This window comes from Paenibacillus ginsengihumi DSM 21568 (assembly GCF_000380965.1).
Lineage (GTDB): Bacteria > Bacillota > Bacilli > Paenibacillales > NBRC-103111 > Paenibacillus_G > Paenibacillus_G ginsengihumi.
Genome location: NZ_KB905605.1, coordinates 1 through 17,787, shown reverse-complemented (window position 1 = coordinate 17,787; position 17,787 = coordinate 1). Strand labels below are relative to the sequence as shown.

Annotated in this window: 12 protein-coding genes; 1 reads left to right on the top strand and 11 read right to left on the bottom strand. The window is 59.6% G+C overall.

The genetic code is table 11. The features are described from left to right. Window positions 1-33: 33 nt before the first annotated feature. From F591_RS0121425 to F591_RS0121415, 3 genes are read right to left on the bottom strand one after another with little or no spacing between them, the layout of a single operon-like run. Window positions 34-840 (bottom strand): ABC transporter ATP-binding protein, encoded by an 807-nt coding sequence (locus F591_RS0121425; protein ID WP_245581096.1) that lies wholly within the window; start codon window positions 838-840, stop codon window positions 34-36. Between the two features lie 34 nt (window positions 841-874). Continuing rightward, window positions 875-1,570 carry an NAD(P)H:quinone oxidoreductase type IV gene (gene wrbA, locus F591_RS0121420; protein WP_019536665.1) on the bottom strand — a complete coding sequence of 232 codons (696 nt, stop codon included), beginning with the start codon at window positions 1,568-1,570 and terminating at the stop codon, window positions 875-877. 37 nt (window positions 1,571-1,607) lie between these two features. Continuing rightward, window positions 1,608-2,978 carry an amidohydrolase family protein gene (locus tag F591_RS0121415; protein WP_019536664.1) on the bottom strand — a complete coding sequence of 457 codons (1,371 nt, stop codon included), beginning with the start codon at window positions 2,976-2,978 and terminating at the stop codon, window positions 1,608-1,610. A 284-nt stretch (window positions 2,979-3,262) separates the two neighbouring features. Here F591_RS0121415 and F591_RS0121410 point away from each other — a divergent pair, with 284 nt between their 5' ends. Continuing rightward, a complete protein-coding gene (locus F591_RS0121410; protein ID WP_019536663.1) occupies window positions 3,263-4,849 on the top strand; it encodes a PucR family transcriptional regulator in 1,587 nt (528 codons plus the stop codon). A gap of 51 nt (window positions 4,850-4,900) precedes the next feature. Here the strand turns inward: F591_RS0121410 and F591_RS0121405 are convergent, their stop codons facing one another. The 8 genes from F591_RS0121405 to F591_RS0121370 all read right to left on the bottom strand — a co-directional run bounded on the left by F591_RS0121405 (window position 4,901) and on the right by F591_RS0121370 (window position 17,030). After that, window positions 4,901-5,779, bottom strand: a complete 879-nt coding sequence (locus F591_RS0121405) for an NAD(P)-dependent oxidoreductase (protein ID WP_019536662.1) — start codon at window positions 5,777-5,779, stop codon at window positions 4,901-4,903. A gap of 175 nt (window positions 5,780-5,954) precedes the next feature. Next, the gene (locus tag F591_RS0121400) at window positions 5,955-8,282 is read right to left on the bottom strand and encodes an AraC family transcriptional regulator (RefSeq protein WP_019536661.1); all 2,328 of its coding nucleotides are present in this window, start codon (window positions 8,280-8,282) and stop codon (window positions 5,955-5,957) included. Between the two features lie 31 nt (window positions 8,283-8,313). Then, entirely contained in the window at window positions 8,314-10,362 is a 2,049-nt protein-coding gene (locus F591_RS0121395) for an alpha-amylase family protein (RefSeq protein WP_019536660.1), read from the bottom strand. A gap of 39 nt (window positions 10,363-10,401) precedes the next feature. Further along, complete coding sequence (locus F591_RS0121390; RefSeq protein WP_019536659.1) at window positions 10,402-11,919, bottom strand: extracellular solute-binding protein; 1,518 nt, start codon at window positions 11,917-11,919, stop codon at window positions 10,402-10,404. A gap of 104 nt (window positions 11,920-12,023) precedes the next feature. After that, window positions 12,024-12,902 (bottom strand): carbohydrate ABC transporter permease, encoded by an 879-nt coding sequence (locus F591_RS0121385; RefSeq protein WP_019536658.1) that lies wholly within the window; start codon window positions 12,900-12,902, stop codon window positions 12,024-12,026. A 33-nt stretch (window positions 12,903-12,935) separates the two neighbouring features. Continuing rightward, window positions 12,936-13,889 carry an ABC transporter permease gene (locus F591_RS0121380; RefSeq protein WP_019536657.1) on the bottom strand — a complete coding sequence of 318 codons (954 nt, stop codon included), beginning with the start codon at window positions 13,887-13,889 and terminating at the stop codon, window positions 12,936-12,938. Between the two features lie 44 nt (window positions 13,890-13,933). Then, entirely contained in the window at window positions 13,934-15,913 is a 1,980-nt protein-coding gene (locus F591_RS0121375) for an alpha-amylase family protein (RefSeq protein WP_019536656.1), read from the bottom strand. A 397-nt stretch (window positions 15,914-16,310) separates the two neighbouring features. Continuing rightward, a complete protein-coding gene (locus tag F591_RS0121370) occupies window positions 16,311-17,030 on the bottom strand; it encodes a YebC/PmpR family DNA-binding transcriptional regulator (RefSeq protein ID WP_019536655.1) in 720 nt (239 codons plus the stop codon). Between the last annotated feature and the right edge of the window lie 757 nt (window positions 17,031-17,787).

Here is a 17,787-nt window from a genome sequence, read left to right as displayed (position 1 = left end):
ATCTTCTCCTTTCGTTCGTCGCGGCAGGGCCGCTTAATGCTTCAACGCTTCGGATACTTGCCGGATATAATGGCTGAATTCCGGCATCACCCGGTAGTCGTCGGTTCTCGGGAACGGAATGTCGATGTCGATGATTTCGGAGATTTTCCCCGGTCTCGGCGTCATGACGACGACCCGGGTCGACAGAAACACGGCTTCGAACACGTTGTGCGTAATGAACAGCACCGACATGCTGCGCTCCTTCTGCCATATGTTCAGCAGCTCATCCTGCAGCGACTGCCGGGTAATTTCGTCCAAAGCGCCGAAAGGCTCATCCATCAGCAGCAGCTTGGGGCGCGAGATGAGCGCTCTGGCGATCGACACCCGCATCTTCATGCCGCCGGACAGCTGCCTCGGCACCGACTTCGTGTAATCCTTGAGCCCGACCAGCTCAAGCACCCGCTCGCCCTCCGCGATTCTCTCCTTCTTGGGCACCCCGCGCAGCGTGAGCGGCAGCGTCACATTATCGATCAGCCTGGCCCACGGCAGCAGCGTATGCTCCTGGAAGACGAAGGCGATCTCGTTCTGCTTGCGCGCCTCCTTCGGCGTCGTTCCCAGGACGGACAAATGGCCGGAGGTCGGCTCGGTCAAGCCGGCGATCATGTTGAAAATAGTCGACTTGCCACAGCCGGAAGGCCCCACGAAGCACAGAAACTCGCCTTCGCCCGCCTGCAGGCTGGCCTGCTGCACAGCCACCGTGCCGTTCGGGTATACTTTGCCGAGCTGCTGCATGCTGACGAGCAGCTTGGCATCGCTCCGCCCAACTGGGGTCTGCAAATCGTCCCTCGTCACTGCGTTCATGTTCATTCCCATCCCTCCCGTTATGATGCGTCTGCTATTGCAAAAACCCGCCGCTCCGCAGTGCCGAAGCGACGCTCGCGACTCTGCGGCCCAGCCTGCCGGCCATGACCAGCTCCCGTTCGTCCGGCATTCGCGCGCTGTCCGGCCCGGCCACCGTCGACGCGCCGTACGGGGAACAGCCGATTGCATCCGCCGTCAAATATTCCGGATTTTCCGAATAGGGCAGTCCGACCATGATCATGCCAAAATGGAACAACGGTACCATCGACGTCAGCAGCGTCGCCTCATGCCCCGTATGGATGGAGCCCGCGCTCGTGATCAGGCCGGCCGGCTTGCCCTCCAGCCCGCCGTCCGCGCAAAGCTCCGAGGCGAATTCGAGAAACAGCTTCATTTGGGCAGGCATCGACCCGTAATAGGTCGGAAAGCCCCAAACGATGCCGTCCGCCCAGCGCAGATCGTCGTTCGTCGCCAGCGGGACATCCTTCTGCTGCTCCAGCGCCGCTTCGTATTTGGCGAAACGGTCGACCGTGCGGAAGCGGCCCGCCAGCTCCGATTCCTCCCGTTTTTTCAATTTGTCCTGGTAAGGCGTCCGATTGGCTTCGGATTCCATCTCCGGGATGCGGCGTATGCGCACCTCGCAGCCGGCGGCGGAAGCCCCTTCCGCGGCGGCCTGCATCATCCGGAATACGTGGCCGTATGCGCTGCAGTAAATGATCGATATCCGCGTCATGTTGTTCCTCCATCTCCGAAATATGCGGCTGTCCGGCTCAGGCGTTGACCTGCGTCGGCTGCCGGAAACGGACCCGCTCGGTCGCGTCCTCCCAATAATGCCTTAGCCGGCTGACGCTCCATTCGGCTCTGCGGGCGGCCGCCTTCAGGCAGCGTCCCCTGCGCCAAACCCAACGCCGCTCGGGCACCATGGCGAACAGCTCTTCCGGCGTCGCGGCGTCGAGAATGACGAAATCGGCGTCGTTACCGACCTCCATCCCGTACCCGTGCAGTCCCATAACCGCAGCCGGATTCGCGGTGATCATCCGCAGCACGGCCCTCATATCGGCCGGACTGCCCATATGGGCGGCGTAAGCCGTTACCAGCCCGATCAAGAGCAGATCGCCGCGGCCGAACGGGTGGAACGGATCATGGATATTGTCCGAGGCGGCGGCAAGCGGGATGCCCGCGGCGAGCAGCTCCTTGACCCGAGTGACGCCACGCCTTACCGGATGTCGGTCGCGCCGGCCCTGCAGGTAAAGGTTGGCTCCCGGCAGCGTGACGGCTCCGACGCCCGCCTCCGCCAGCTGCCGGATGATCGGCTCGGCGTCGGCGTCCGGCATGGCGGCCAGCGAGCAGAGATGGCCGACCGCGACCTTGCCAGACCAGCCGTATTCCTTTGTGCGGCGGGCAATGTGCGCTGCCGTGCGGACGGACGGATCGTCGCTTTCGTCCGCGTGCAGGTCGACCGGGCAGCCTAGGCGATCGGCGAGCGCCATAATCCGGTCGATGTCGGCTTCCGGGGTCGGAGACAGGTGCGGCGCGCCGCCGAGCCCGGTAACTCCCATGCTCACCGCTTCCGCAGCGATTTCCAGCGCCTTTTCCGTCAAATCGTAATAAGGGATCATCGGGAACAGCTGAAGATCTGCGTACGGCGCGAGCATCGCCTTGACCTCGAGCGCGGCCTCGACCGTCCGCAGCGCCACTTCAGGCCCGTGCTTGACGTGGAAATCGAGGTGCGAACGCAGCGCCGTTGTTCCGCAAGCGATCGACTGAAGCGCGGCGCGCATCATCCGCGCCTTGATTTCCTCTTTGCCGAAGCCCGGCGCGGCTGCCGCATAGTTCTGCACCGCCTCCTCCAGCGTTCCCGAGACGTTCCCTACCTTCGGAAGAGAAAAGGACTTGTCGAGATGCATATGGGCATCGGCAAAACCCGGCAGCGCGATGCTGCCTTTGGCGTCCAGCGTCAGCCTGCCGTCTGCCGGCTCCGCCCCGTCCCAATCGTCGAGGGCGACTGCCCCGGGCTGCGCAAGCTCGCCGCTTTGCTTGGAGATCGCCGTCCATTTGCCGTCTTCGGCGGTCAAGGAGTACAGCCGGCTTTCGTCCCGCAGAGGCAGCGCCGCATTCACTATATTGATCTTGACTGTCATGTGCAGCTCCCTCCAATCCTGTTAGCCCTTCAATCGACGAATGTTTATGTTAGAATTTATAACAATAATATGTCGCAACGACAAGCGATTTTCGTCTTTTTTGTAACGAATCACAATGAAACCGGCAATAAATTGGATTTAAGCCACATTTTTTGTTATTTAAACGTCATATTACCTAACATAACTGTTGAGTTTTTTGCGGATTCCACTATAATGAGAACCAATACGTCGCCGAATTGTGCGATGCAGCCGCTCGGCTTCGGGGAGAGGAGGAGGGATGCGGTATGTATTTGACGGTCGAAGACGCGCTGACCATTTACCCTTTATCGGAAGGAAAGCTGACGGCGGGACGCAAAGGCCTGGGCAGAATCGTCAAATCGGTCAATGTGATGGATGCGCCGGATATTTCCGACTGGGTTCGCGAAGGGGATATTTTGTTCACGACGGCTTATTTAATGAAGGATAGCCCGGGGGATGGGGTGCTGCTGCTGAGAAAGCTGGCGGAAAAAGGGGCGGCCGGCATCGGCATCAAGCTGGGGCGCTTCTGGACGAATGTGCCGGACAGAATGCTGTCGGAAGCGGATCGGCTCGGCTTTCCTCTCATCGAGCTGCCGTTTCCGTTCACCTTCTCCGACCAGATGAAAGGGCTGTTCAACGCGGAACTGCAGAAAAACACGCGGCTGCTGCACAGCGTGCTCGACAAGCAAAAGGAACTGATCCGCTTCGCATTGTCCACGGACGATACGGGGGGCATGTTTCACCGCATTCACGCGATTCTCGGCTGTCCGCTTGCGGTTATCGGCATGCGGGGACAGACGATCTTCAGCAGCCTCGCTCAGGGCGAGCTCGAGCCGCTCAAGCAGCGGCCGGCCAAGCCGACCGCCCAATATATCCGCACCGATTCCGGCCGGCTGCTGTCCATCCCGCTGAAAAGCGACAAGCCCGGGGACGGGCATTTCAGCAGAGCGGTGTTCAAGCTCGCTTCGGGCATCCCGCCCAAGGAGGAAGAAGGCCTGTACTACCAGGCCGCTGAAATTATCGCCTACCACCTGAATGCCGTCGAGCGGCAGTATACGGAGCAGTCAACCCAGAACGAGTTCGCCTCTCTGCTGAGAAATTACCTGAAAAATAACGTCTCGGCCGACGCCCTGGTCGAGTGCGCTCTGCGGCACGGCATTCCGTTCGGCAGCGAATCGTATCAATGCGTGCTGACATCGGTCTCCGGTACGGACGGCGCCAAGAAGGAACGGCTCGTGCGGGCAATCCGCCAGGAGCTGCAGTACCACCCGATCCTGAAGGACGTCACCAAGCTCCATATTCCGATCGAGGGCGACATTTTATCGATCTTCCCCGCCGAGATTCCGCCTGCCAAGGGAAAGCTGCCGGCTCTGCTGACCCGCGTGTTCGCCGAGCTGGCCCATGAAGCGGACGGCAGCCTGCGGATGACCGTGAGCCACCCAAAGCATCAGGCAGGCCATCTGAACCAGGCGTACCGGGAATGTGTCGATGCCAGGGAGACGGCGGAGCGGCTCATGGTCGATTCCTTCGTCGTCGAGTTCGGCAGCGTGGAGCTGGCCTACCTGTTTCAATCGGTGCCTGTGGACAAAATGAGACGGTTCGTCGAAATGACATTGTCCCCGCTTCAGGAGAAGGCGCCGGATTCGGCGCACGAGCTGCTTCGCACCCTGGAGCTGTATATGGAGAACAACGGCCAAATCAACGAAACCGCCAAGCAATTGTATGTGCACCGCAATACCGCCGCCTACCGGCTGGAGAAAATCGGCGAGCTGCTTCAGGTCGACTTCAAGTCGTTCCCTCACCTGCTGAAGCTGAAGCTGGTGCTTTTGTTCAAAAGCATGCTGGAGCCGTAACCCGGAAACGCCGGATAGCCCTTGGACGAACCGGCCCGCCGGCTCGACGCATTACTGCCACAGCTTCGCCAAGGCTTGCGTGCCTTTCTCCTCATAACCCATCGCCGCCAGCCTCCTGTAGAGCGATTCGGCGAGCGCCAAGCCGGGCAGTTCCAGCTTCATCTCTTTGGCCGCTTCGAGGGCGATGCCCATATCCTTGATAAAATGCTTTACATAAAATCCCGGCTCGAAATCGCCTTCCATGATCCGAGGAGCCAGCCGGCTGAGCGACCAGCTGCCGGCCGCTCCCGTCTCGATGCTGTCCAGCACCTTCCGCGGATCGAGACCGGCGGCCTGCGCATAAGCGAGCGCTTCGCACACCCCCAGCATGTTGGAGGCGATCGCAATCTGGTTGCACATCTTCGCATGCTGCCCGGCCCCGGCCGGGCCCTGCAGCACGATGTTCGCGCCCATCCGTTCAAACAGCGGGCGCACCGCCTCGAACGCGGCCGGCTCGCCTCCTGCCATGATGGACAGCTTGGCTTCCCTCGCGCCGATATCCCCTCCCGACACCGGCGCATCCAGCGCGTGCAGCCCGCGGACCGCCGCCGCCTCGGTTATGCGTCTGGCCAACAGCGGGCTCGAGGTCGTCATGTCGATCAAATAGGCCCCCGGCTTGGCGTGCGCAATGAGGCCATTCCCGCCGAAATAGATCTCCTCGACATCCTGCGGGTAGCCGACCATCGTGACGACCGCGTCGCAGGATGCGGCAAGCAGGGCCGGCGTCTCGTGCCACACCGCTCCCTTGCGGATCAGGTCGTCTGCCCGGCTCTGCGTCCGCGTATATATGTGAAGCTCGTACCCCGCTTCCATGAGATGTCCGGCCATGCTCTTGCCCATCACACCTAGGCCGATAAAGCCGACGGCGTGCTGTCCCGGTTGGATTGCCATGATTCGGTTTCCTCCTAATCGTGAAATTCGTTCCTAACAGATTCCACCGCCGTTATTTTGTAAAATCAACGGTTGTCAAAATGCAGCGGACAGGTCAGACCTTATTTGGCAATGATGGCACGCATCCGGCCTTTTTCAAGCCAATAGCTGCACTCCTGTCCGTCAGTTTCGTTCCTCAGCGCTGCGACATCCGGTACTGCTTCGGCGACATGTGAACGAACCGCTGGAAAGCCCGGTTCAGATTGCGTTCGGAGTAGCCGACGAGCTCGGCGATCTCCACGACGCTGCGATCCGTCTCCTTGAGCAGCGACTTCGCCCTTTCCACTTTATACGCCATGACATATTCAATGAAGGAAGTGCCCGTCTCCTTTTTGAACAGCCGGCTTAAATACGAAGGGCTTACGCCGACCAGCTCCGCGCATTCGGATAGTGAATGCGCGCCTTCCGGACAGCTTTTGATGTGGCTGCACACCCGCTGGATCAGCAAGCGGGACGAGCGGGTTCGAATTTCGCGGCCGGCCCGCTGGTACAGCGGAAACAGCACGTCGATGAACCAGTCGTGCACTTCCTTGGACGTGTGATTGCCCTTTAGCTGGTCGAACAGGTTATCCCCGAGCAGCTCCAGCACGCCCGGCCCCTTCTCCTCCAGCGATTGGATGATCGACGAGAGCAACACCTGGTAGCATTGAACGGCCACGTTGTACGATTCGGCGGCGCTTACCCGCTGCGAGAACTGCCGCAGCAGATTCTCGGCCTGCGGCAAATCGTCGCTCCACAGCAGCTCGACGATGCCTTCCTCCAGCTCGCGCGGATACATGAACACCGGCTGACGCTCGACCTGAATCATGTCGTCCGCGAACAGAATTGTGTCCGCATCGCGGAACAGCCGGAACTGCAGCGCATGCTTCGCCGCCTTGTACGAGGCCGCCAGCTCCTCCAGCTTCACCGGGTGCCCGATGCCGCTCGATACAGTGAACGACAAATAGTCGGCCAGCGCATCGCGCACCTCGCTGCAGTACTTCTGCAGCGTCTGGCGAACGGTTGCGGCTGCCGTCCGCTCCTTGAAGCGGACAATCGCCACCGCCTCCCGCTCGTCCTTGTCGACGACGTAGCCTTCGATCTCCGGGTAGCGGGACATGATTTCGGCCATCACATTTTTCACGGCAAAGACGATAACCGCCCCTTCATGTGGCAGAAACCGCTTCTCCTTCAGCAGGTTTTCGACCTTGGTGATGAGCGCGACATATTGTCCGTCAGCCGGGATATCGAATCGCCGGCACTCCTCCTCCAGCGAGGCGCGGCTGCCCGCGCTTCCGGCCTGCAGCTGCCGCTGCAGAAACCGGTCTCTCAGGTCCGGCTGAATGCGGGCTACATACCGGTTGAGCGACTCCGCCTGCTCGTTCAAATAGCTGAGGCAGGAACGGATATATTCGATTTCGTTGCTCTTCGGCGTGTCGTCCGCTCCGTTCCGGCGCAAATGCTCGCCGTATTTCAGCAGCTGCTGAATCGGATTGTAGGCGAGCCGGGAAGACAGGAACGACAGCAGCACGCCCACAAGCAGAAAAATGGTCAGCGAGAAGACGAGCAGCGCGCGAATCCAGCCGAGCCGCTCGATCATCGCCCGCTCCGGCAGCAGCGACACGTAGGTGCGGCCGTAGGCATTCCTGTCGTAAGCGAGCAGCGCGCCGCCCTCCGGTCCGTCCAGCACATATTGATTCGCGCGCTCCTCCTCGGCCAGCGCCGTCCGCAGCGCCGGATCCCCTTCGGCGTCCCGACCGAGCCAATCGCCTCCCGAGGAATGCAGAATAATGCGGTGCCGCGAATCGACGACCGCCACCGTCTGATCGGTCAAATTGATGGAATAGCTGTGCAGCAATTGCCGCAGCATGGCTTCCTTCACATGAATGACGATGGCTCCCTGCGGCTCGCCGGTACCCATCACCGGCATGCGGCGCACATGCGTGATGTAGCCGCTTTGGCTCGCCTGAGGCAAGTAACGCCAGCCTTCGGCGGCCTCCCCCTGCATGACGGCGCGGATATCGTCTGCCTGCGGAAAATGATCGATGCCGGCCAGCCCGTAATGGCTGGACAGCGCCTTGGCGGAACGCGCGTCGTAAAAAATGATTTCCTGAATGAAGCCGTTCGTATTTTTGTGCAGCTGGAAAAAATCGAGTATCGCCAGCTGCTTCATATAATCCGTCTCGTAGCCGGGGTGGCCGACCGCCTCCCGCAGCGGCGGGTAGCTGGCGAGCTGCAGCGATTCGTGCTCGATGCTCGTCAAGGCGTTCTCCACCCGGTCCTTCAGCTGCTTCAAGGACGCACGGTTGTCTTCCTGAAACTGCACGGTCAGCTTGTTCATCGATACATGATAGTAAGCGCTTCCCGCAAGCACGACGGGAATGGCCACGGAGATGCAGCCAAGCCAAATGAGCCTGTTCAAATAATGGTTCGCGGGCAGCAGCCGGGCGATCCAAGCCTTGATCTTCGGAAGCCTGGAAGTCATCAGGTTCACCCCTCGTTGGAAGGTCTCCCCATTATACCACAGTATCGCTGCGCAGGGATATCCGCAGACATTCCCAATTGTCCAGCCGCGGAACCGTAAACCGCAGCCGGTTCCCTTCCAGACGGCTCTGCAGCCGATCTCCGCGGATCACCTGCAGCACGTCGTAAGCGGATTTGCCGTCCCGCACAGGCTCGACCAGCAGCTCGACCTCCAGTTCATGCAGCGGAAGCGTGTTCATGAGCGGCCTACGGCCGGCGCCGTTCACGAGATGCAGCAGCAGCTCCCGCCCCTTGCGGAACAGCGTCAGCTGCAGCCCCTGATAGGAGCTGACCGAGACGAGCCGCTCCTCGCCGAGGATCATGTTCACGCTGTTCTCAAGCAGCCTGTAATGCTCCTCCAAGCGATATTCATTGATCAGCCCGCTGAGCGAGAACGGGAAGAAGAGCGCCCCTCCCCGCCCGACGGCATGCCGCAGCGCCAGCGGCAGGTCCGTCCGGGGGGCCGGCAGCGATGCCCGTTCCGGCGGCGCTCCTACGCTCTCAAGCGGAGAGAACGGGGGCACGAGCGTCGCCAGCACCCGGCAGGCTTCGCTTCGCGGGCGGCAGTAAGCGACGCGGCCGCGGTGGGCAATGAGCTCGGTCTGCTCCAGTCCGGCCTGCAGCGGGTTGGCGCTCCCTTCGAACCGCAGATACGATGCGATCAGCGGCTCGCTCAGGAAGATCTCGCGCTCGATGCCGAACAGGTCGATTAGGCCCGATGACGGAGGAGCCCCTTCCGCAACGATCCAGCCGCCGGCGGACGCATAGTCCTTCAATTGGGCCGCGAGCGCTTCCGGGCAGGCGTACCCTTCGGGGACGATCACCGCTTTATAGCGGGCAAGCCGGTCCGGCTCGATCTGTTCGGGCGTCATCACGTCGAACGGAATCTGCTTGTTGATCAGCGCGTCCGCCCACCCCGCTGTCCCCGGGCCTGCGCTCCACAGCAGCGCCACCTGCGATACGGGAACCGCGTCCTCCATATACGGGGCGACCTTGGCGGCCTGCTCGTTCAGCTCGGCGACCGTCTGCAGGATGCGCTTATCGCTGATCGTGTCCGGCACGCCGGTGAGCGAATGCCACAGGTGCCCGCCGTTCGCCGGAATTTGCGCCAGCCAGAAGCGGTATTCGGCCGTCGGCAAACCCGTATGGCGCCAGTCCATGCCCGGGCACGAATGGACGATGCCGAGCGGCGCGGGGCGGTCCGGCAGCGAGCGGCCCAGCTTGACGCTGACCGCCGGCTTCCAAAACTCCGGGATATGGGCGTGCCCGAGCGACAGGACGTCCTGCGGCTCCGTGCAGAGCAGATCGGCCGTCTCCGCCCGCGCAGACAGCGGCTCGCCGTGAAGCTGATAGTAGAGGATCACCGGCACCTCGCCGCGCTTTTGCTTGACCAGCCGGTACAAGCCAGCCATGTTATCTCGCAGGCAGCGGGAGGCGAAGCCGGGCTCGAGCTCCCCGGCCGTCTGGGGCAGCTCCTTGCCGTAGAGCTCTCTGTACTTGCCCGCGCACCGCTCGCAGCGGCAAAACATATAGCCTGGCGCGTTGAAGAAAATCCCGTCGATATCGTACCCCGCCAGCACCTCCTCCAGCACCGGGGCCGCCACCGCGCCGCTGCGGTAATCGCCGTTGATGCACGTGTTCATCAGCAGCGGCCACGGCCCGGGCCGTCTGGCCCCGATCACCTCGGGCTCGCCGTCCGCCCTGCGAACGAACCATTCGGGACGCCGGAGATAGACCGAATCCTCCGCCTTGCTGAAATCGAACCGCGCGATGAAGCGAATGTTGTGCCGATGGCAGGCGGCGATCGTCTCCGCCAGCACATTCTCTCGCTCCTCCAAATACGGGTTAACGGTATGATACGGCACCGCTGTCCTGTACCAGGCATAAATGCCGCCGGTGTTGAATACGATGGCGTTCGCGCCCATTTCTTTAAGCTGCGCCGCCAGCCGCTCCGGATCGATCTGCGTCGTATCCCGGACCTGCAGGTTCGGCTGAATGATACGCAGCGGCTGCTTCCACCACGGCTTCGTTGCTGTAGCCAACAGTAATCCCTCCCATTGCTTTCTTACGCAAGGCCTCGCCTATTCCTCAAACTGCTTGTAGGCGGCGGCCATATCCAAATACGCCTTGCGCATTTCCGGCAGCTGGTTCAGCTTGTCGACATACGCCTCGAGCTCCTCCATCGCGATTTGCCCGACGATCGCCTTCGTCACCATCGATTTGAACTCCGGCTCGTGCTTCGGCCATGTGCTGATCCAGGAATCGCTCGAGATGATGCGGTACGGATCGATTTTGCCGAGCTCGTCGAAGTTCTCCACCTCTTTGATCTTCGCATCGTTGTACGCTTTGTTGCCGGAGGCGCTGATGACCTTGCCCCATTTGGCGTAAGCGAGCACGCCGGCTCCTTTGCTCGTCGTATTGACCTCCTTGACCCCCTGCTCGGTCAGCACCTTCTGGCCGTCCACCACTGTATGGTGAATATCGGGTAGGCCGTAGTAGGCAAAATCGGTTATTTCCTGGGAGGCGGTCCGCTCGAAATAATCGAGAATTTGCCTCACCTTCGCTTCCGGCACCTTCTTGGAGATGTAAAATCCGCCTGCGACCCCGGTTTCCAGCGCAATCGCATCGCCGCCGGGACCTTTCAGATGAAGATTTAAAATTTTGGCGTCAGGCTGGCCGGACTTTTTCATCGCCGTCTCCCATTCGTGATCCCACCAGATCGGACGCCCGTAGGAGGCGGCGCGGTTCGTCTTGAACAACTCCTCCGCCTGCGATTCCTTCATGACCGCGTATTCCTTGGACATCAGGCCTTGGGCGTACAGCTTGCGGAACCAGGCGACCATATCGATATACTGCTTGGTCAGGCGCGGGCTGACGAGGCCCCCTTCCTCGTTGTAGGTCGGGTCCAGCACTCCGAACCCGGCCTGGAACGAAGCGACGGGATCGTTCACATAGAGCAGCCCAACCGTATCGTTCTTGCCGTTGCCGTCCATATCGCTCTCGACGATCTTTTTCAAGGCGGCCTCGTATTCATCGAACGTCGTCGGCACCGGGATGTTCAGGCGGTCGAGCCAGTCCTTGCGGATTTTGATGCCGCCGTCCACCCGCGAGCGGGAGCGGGGAACCGCGTAAATTTTGCCGTCGACGGTCAAATATTTCAGCGCGTCCTTGGCCAAATTGTTTTTCAGGTTCGGGAATTCGCTCAAATCGCCGAGGAACGGCGTCAAATCCCAGAACGCCCCGTTCTTGATGGCGCTGACCAGCGTCGGGCGGTTGTTGTCCTGGTAGGCCACGACCTCCGGCAAATCGCCGGATGCGAGCAGCAGGTCCAGCTTGTTGTTGAGGTCGCCGGAAGGCACCCATTCGATGTCGAGCTTGACGTTCGTCCTCCGCTCCCACTCTGTCCAATAAGCGTTGTTCATGTCGGGCACTTCGTTGTACAATCCGGCGAACATCTTGATCGTCAGCGGCTTGCTTCCGTCCTCGCTCTCCGCGCCTCCTTCGGCTCCGCCGCTTGGTCCCGAGCTGCAGCCGGCCAGCAGCGAAATAGCCAGCAGGCCCGATACGCCTGCTTGAAACGATGGGAATCTGATTCTCATGAGTTTACTCCTCGCTTTTTATATATAGTAGCTTGCTAATGGAAGTTTGCTTCCTTTTGCACCGGTTGGCGGCCCTTGGCGGCTCATGACAGTCCTAGCGCGCTTCATCCTTTGACCGAGCCGAGCATAACCCCTTTGGCAAAATGCTTCTGCAGGAATGGGTATACGAGCAAAATCGGGGCCATGGCCAATACGATCGAGGCCATGCGGATCGTCTCCTGCGGCACGACCGCCTCGTCGCTCGCTCCTGCCTGCGCCACGGCGACGGAGTTGGAGTCGATCACGAGCGTCTTGACCAAAATTTGCAAGGTCCATTTTTTGGAGTCGGCAATGTACACGAGCGCGTTGAAATACGTGTTCCAATGCCCGACGGCGAAAAACAGCGTAAAGGCGGCGATCGCCGGCAGCGACAGCGGCAGGATGACCCGGGCGAAGACGCCGATATCCGAACAGCCGTCGATTTTGGCGGCGTCCTCGAGCTCCGCGGGCAAGGAATCCATGAAGCTCTTGATAACGATCAGGCTCCAGGCGTTCGTCAGGCTCGGCCAAATGAGCGACCAGTACGAATTGAGCAGGCCCAGCTCCTTGACGAGCAAATAATTCGGCACGATGCCCGCGCTGAAGACGAGCGTGAACACGACGCCGCCCATGATGAAGCGGTAGCCCGGCAGCGTTCTTTTGGTCAAGCCGTACGCCATCGTGAACGACACGGCAATATTGAGTACCGTTCCGACGACGGTGATGAAGGCCGTGCTTTTAAGCGCGTTAAGAAAGCTGTTCGTCGACAAAATGTAGCGGTACGATTCCAGAGACCACTTCTCGGGAAACAAGTAAAACTTAAGCGGCACGTAGACCTTCGGATCGGTGAAGGAGACGCTGAACACATACAGGAACGGGAACAGGCAGGCCAGCGAAAACAAAGCAATCAGGCTGTAGTTCACCCAGTCGAACAGCGTCATCCGTTTTTTGTGCACGAAGCTCATCGGACGGCACCTCCTTTCTCTTTAAGCTTCGAATCAATAGATCCCTTCATGGCCGAGCTTCTTGACGACGTAATTGGACAGAACGATCAGCACGAGGCCGACGACGCCCTTGAACATCCCGACGGTGACGCCGGAGCTGATCTGGCCGCGCAGAATGCCGTGGGTATACGCGTAAGTGTCGAATACTTCGCCGACCGACAGGACGAGCGGATTGATCATCAATAGCACCTGCTCGAAGCCGATATCCGCCATATTGCCGAGCCGCAGAATGAGCAGGATGATGACGGTCGGGCGGATCGCCGGCAGCGTGATATGCCAGATTTGGCGGAACCGGCTCGCTCCGTCGACGACGGCGGCCTCGTAGCGCTGCGGATCGACCCCGGCCATCGCCGCCAGGAAGATGATTGTCCCCCACCCCGCTTCCTTCCACATGTTTTGAGCGGTTAAGATGCCCCAGAAATAATTCGGGTTCGACAAAAACGATACGGTCTCCCTGCCGGCCGCGGAAATCACTTTATTCACGACGCCGACATCGGCGGACAGCATGAAGAACGTCAGGCTGGCGACGACGACCCACGACAGAAAATGCGGCATGTACACGACGGACTGGTTCAGCCGCTTGAACGCCTCGTGCCGAATTTCGTTGAGCATGAGCGCCAGCAGGATCGGCAGCGGAAAATGAAACACGAGGCCGATCAGATTAATGGCCAGTGTGTTGCGCAGCATCAAGTAAAAGTTCGGATCGGCGAACAGCGCGGTAAAATGGTCGAAGCCGACCCACGGGCTGGCCCAAAAGCCCAGAAACGGGTTGTAATCCTTGAATGCAAGCAGCAGGCCCCACAGGGGAGCGAACTTGAAGATGATAAAATACAGCAGTCCGGGCAGCACCAGCGCATAGATAGCCCGGTGCCGGACGATTCGGGCGAGCAAGCCGCCGGACCGTTCGGCGCCCATGCCGAGCAGCTTGGGCGCAGCGTCCGTTTTCATAGGGAGCACCTCTCTTTGTTCGTATTGACGGCTTCCGTCCGCGGTCAAGGCTCGAGCACGATGGCCTCATATACCTCCGGCAGGTCGACGGTCAGCGCCGCTCCGCCCTCCGACTCCTGCCACGCCGCCGGCTTGCCGGTACAGAGCGAATACGCACGTTTCAAGCGCCCGATGCCGGCGAGCTCGACCCGCAGGCCATGCAGCGGGATCGGCTTGCCGAACGTCGCTCCGCTAACGCCGGTCAGGTTGATCGCCTGCAGCAAATAGCCGCCGGAAGGCAGCACGTGCAGGAACCACTCGGTGGCGGACGGCGCGTCGGTGCGAAGGCGCAGCCGGCCCTGCAGCAGGCGGATCAGCGGGTCGATTACCGCCTGCTTGTGGTCCTCGAAGCCGTGAAGCGCATACATTTCGCCGGGACACCAGGCATAGTACGCCCCGCAGCCTCCCCTGCCCGCGATGCCGAGCCCGTAATGTTCGCTCAGCGCATGACCGTAAGCGCGTTCCGGCGGGCCGAAGGTCGACGGAGCGACAATCGGCATATGAAGCTCAGCCTCCGGCTCGTACGACATGCAGGCGAACCGCTCGGCGATGATCCACACCCTGTCCCCAAAGCTTGCCAGCATCGGATCTTCCGAAACCTGAATATAAGCGGCCGGCTCGTCGACGATTTCTCCTTCGTAAGCAGCGCCGAACAGGCTCTTCAGCGCCTTCTGATCGTTCAGCAGAGCGCAGCCGGTCGTGAGCAGATGCACGCCTTGCCGCTGCAATTCGGACAGCGCGTTGACCTGCTCCTCATCCAGCCTCGGAATGCCTGGCACAACGACGGCCTTCACCTGTTTTAGCGGCTCCAGCCGGTCTGTGAGCCGCTCCTCCAGCACGACGTCAAACAAGATGTGGGCTTCCTTCAGCATGCGGAACAGCCCCTCATATTCTTTGCGCGCCGAAGGTTCCTTCGGCTTGATCAGGGCAACGTCCGCTAGCGATCTTAAGTCGCCATAGAACGCCTCGTTCCGGGCGTGATGCCGATAAACCGCTTTCACCGATTCCAGGTTGGCGCCGTCCGGATAACCGTCGAACACCCCGATGATGCAAAAATCGAGCCCGGAGCCGTTCGCGATGTTTTGGTACAGCCGAATTTCCGCTTCATGTTTGGAAACGCCGGTGAACCGGTAAGTCAAGTCAATGGCGTTGATGCAGCAGTTGCTGACCAGCTTGTCGTCCCAGCTGTTCTCGACCGACGCGACGTTCTCGGAAGCCGAGTACAGCCTCAGCGGATCGCTGCGGCGCAGCGCCGTGTTCGATTCCTTGCGAATTATATCGATTTCGTCCGCGAAGTAAGTGCAGATCGCGATTTCCGACCGAAGGGACTTGACCTTCAGGCGGATGCGCCGCAGAATGTCCCGCACGGTCGTCTCCTGGAACTCCCGGTATATCTCGTGCAGCTCGTGCCCCGGCCCTTCGTACAGACTCAGATCGCGGCCGAACATCTCGTTGAATCGCCGCTTGCAGTTCGCGCAATAGCAGGGCCCGTACCGGTTGCCGCTGTAATCCCAATGCTGATACCCGAACATATTGAAAAAGATGCCGTCGACCGGGTAATTCGTCAGTACCTCTTCGATGATGTCCAGCGAATAATGCTGCTGATACGCGCCGTTCAGACATGTATGAACGATGCCGTAGTAGTTGACCTCCTTTCCCTCCCGAGTCCGGTAAAACCATTCGGGCTTTCGCTCAAACACGCTCTCGTGCGCTTTGCTGAAATCGAAGCGGGCGATGACCCGAATGCCGTGCTCATGCGCTTTGTCGATCGCTTCCCTGAGCATATCCTTCTTTAAATAAGGAGTCACATAATGATACTCCAGGCGGCTCGGATAAAAGGCGAAAATGCCCCCCGCATTGATCATCAGCACGTTCGCCTCGTACTGCTTGAGCTCGGCAATGAGCCGGTCCACATCCAGATCCGCATCGATTTCCCGCAAATTCGTCTGAATAAGTCGAAGCTTGTTCGCAGACCACCAATTCACGGCTTTCCCCTCCTTTGTCGTATCGCTGCTTTCAGTGTAATCGCAGTACGAACGGCGGCATAGAGACATTTTTTGAACCGGGCCGATCCGGAAATTTATGTCCGTTAACCGGTCCGAAAGAGGCGCGAAGTGCGCGGGCGCTGCGGCGATGATCCGGACCGCCCTCTGGCCGCCAGGTCAAAAAATGTCCGACCGATATTATCGGCGTCCGGGTTCGACGAGACGGCAGCGGGACGCTTAGCGCGGCACTTCAGCAGGTGGTTTCAGCGGGTGGCAATAGAGCCTGCTTGCCGGAACGCGAAAAAGGCCGCCTCGTCCGCAGATACATCTGCGTGAGACAGCCCCGCATCGCTTTTTAAAGATCTGATTGAACGTCTGCTTGACAGCCCGCCGGTCTTCAATCGCCGAAATCGACATTATGATAGACTTGGCGGACATCCTCCAAATCTTCCAGCGTATCGATCAGCTTCTCGAAGGCGGCCTGCGATTCTTCCGGAAGCGTAACGTGATTTTGTGCGAGCATTGTCAGCTCGGCCACAGTGAACTCGGTAATTCCCGCCTGCTTGAACGCTTCCTGCACGGCATGAAACTGATCGGGCTCTGCGTAGACGATGACCGTGTCGTCTTCCTCGGCAATGTCGCGAACGTCCACGTCCGCTTCCATCATCAATTCGAGCACTTCGTCCGCCGTTTTGCCGGTGATGCCGAAAACGGCCGTCGCATCGAACATATATGCAACGGAGCCGCTGACCCCCATGCTCCCGCCGTTTTTGCTGAAGGCGGCGCGCACTTCCGAGGCCGTGCGGTTGACGTTATTCGTGAGTGCGTCGACGATGATCATGGAGCCGTTCGGGCCGAAGCCCTCGTACCTGAGCTCGTCGTAATTTTCGTCGGCGCCGCCCTTCGCTTTCTCGAGCGCGCGGTCGATGATCGCCTTCGGCACGTTGTACGTTTTGGCGCGCTCCAGCACGACCTTCAAGGCCCGGTTCGATTCCGGGTCCGGCTCGCCCTGCTTGGCCGCCACGTAAATCTCGCGACCGAACTTGGCATAAATCCGACTGGTGTTTGCGTCTTTCGAAGCTTTCTTTTCCTTAATATTGTTCCACTTGCGACCCATACTGTTCCCGCTTTCCTTGAGCTTAGAATGAACTGCCTACCCTGAAAAATGTGACGGTTTGCCGGCACATTTTCAGCAACCGCAGGCGACGGCCGATGACGAAAGATTCGTTCGTCATAGGAGTCTATCCGGTCATGAATATACCTTTACTATTATATCGCTTCAAGGACGTTTGAACAAGCTTATGCCGGCATGCCTTCGTTATTACGAGTCGCCCAAACTGCCTGTTTTGGAAAAGGGTTCAGCCGCTGCCCCTTCCTGCACACACGTGGAGACTTGCATTCCATGGAGGAAACGCTTGAATAAGCACGGAATTCGATCTTATCCCCGGCAAAAATCGGCGAAACGCCAAAATAAGGCTGAATATCGTGCTTATCTCGATGAAATCGGTCCGTTTTCGGGTGTGGCATCTCGAATAAGATCTTTTTTCGATCTGCTATGAACGTAAATGTCAAGCTCCACATTTTGAGCACATAGGTGAGACCTGGATTTTCATTTTTAAAATTTACGTGCGCTAAAGGAGCTCGGCACGGAGGCAAAATGTGAGCGACGGTCGGCACACTGCTATCCGTGGGTTGAAACCACAAGGTAACCTATTCGTCAAAAGGAACTACCCGTAAACTTATTTCGCACGTAGGGGAAAATTGTTTCCCTGTGCAAGATCGAAAACGCGGATCTTTCCTTCTTATCCCTATCCTTTGCCTCCGGGCCCAACCCTCTAACGTAAGCCTGTCAAGCGGTCTCCTTGACAGGCGTT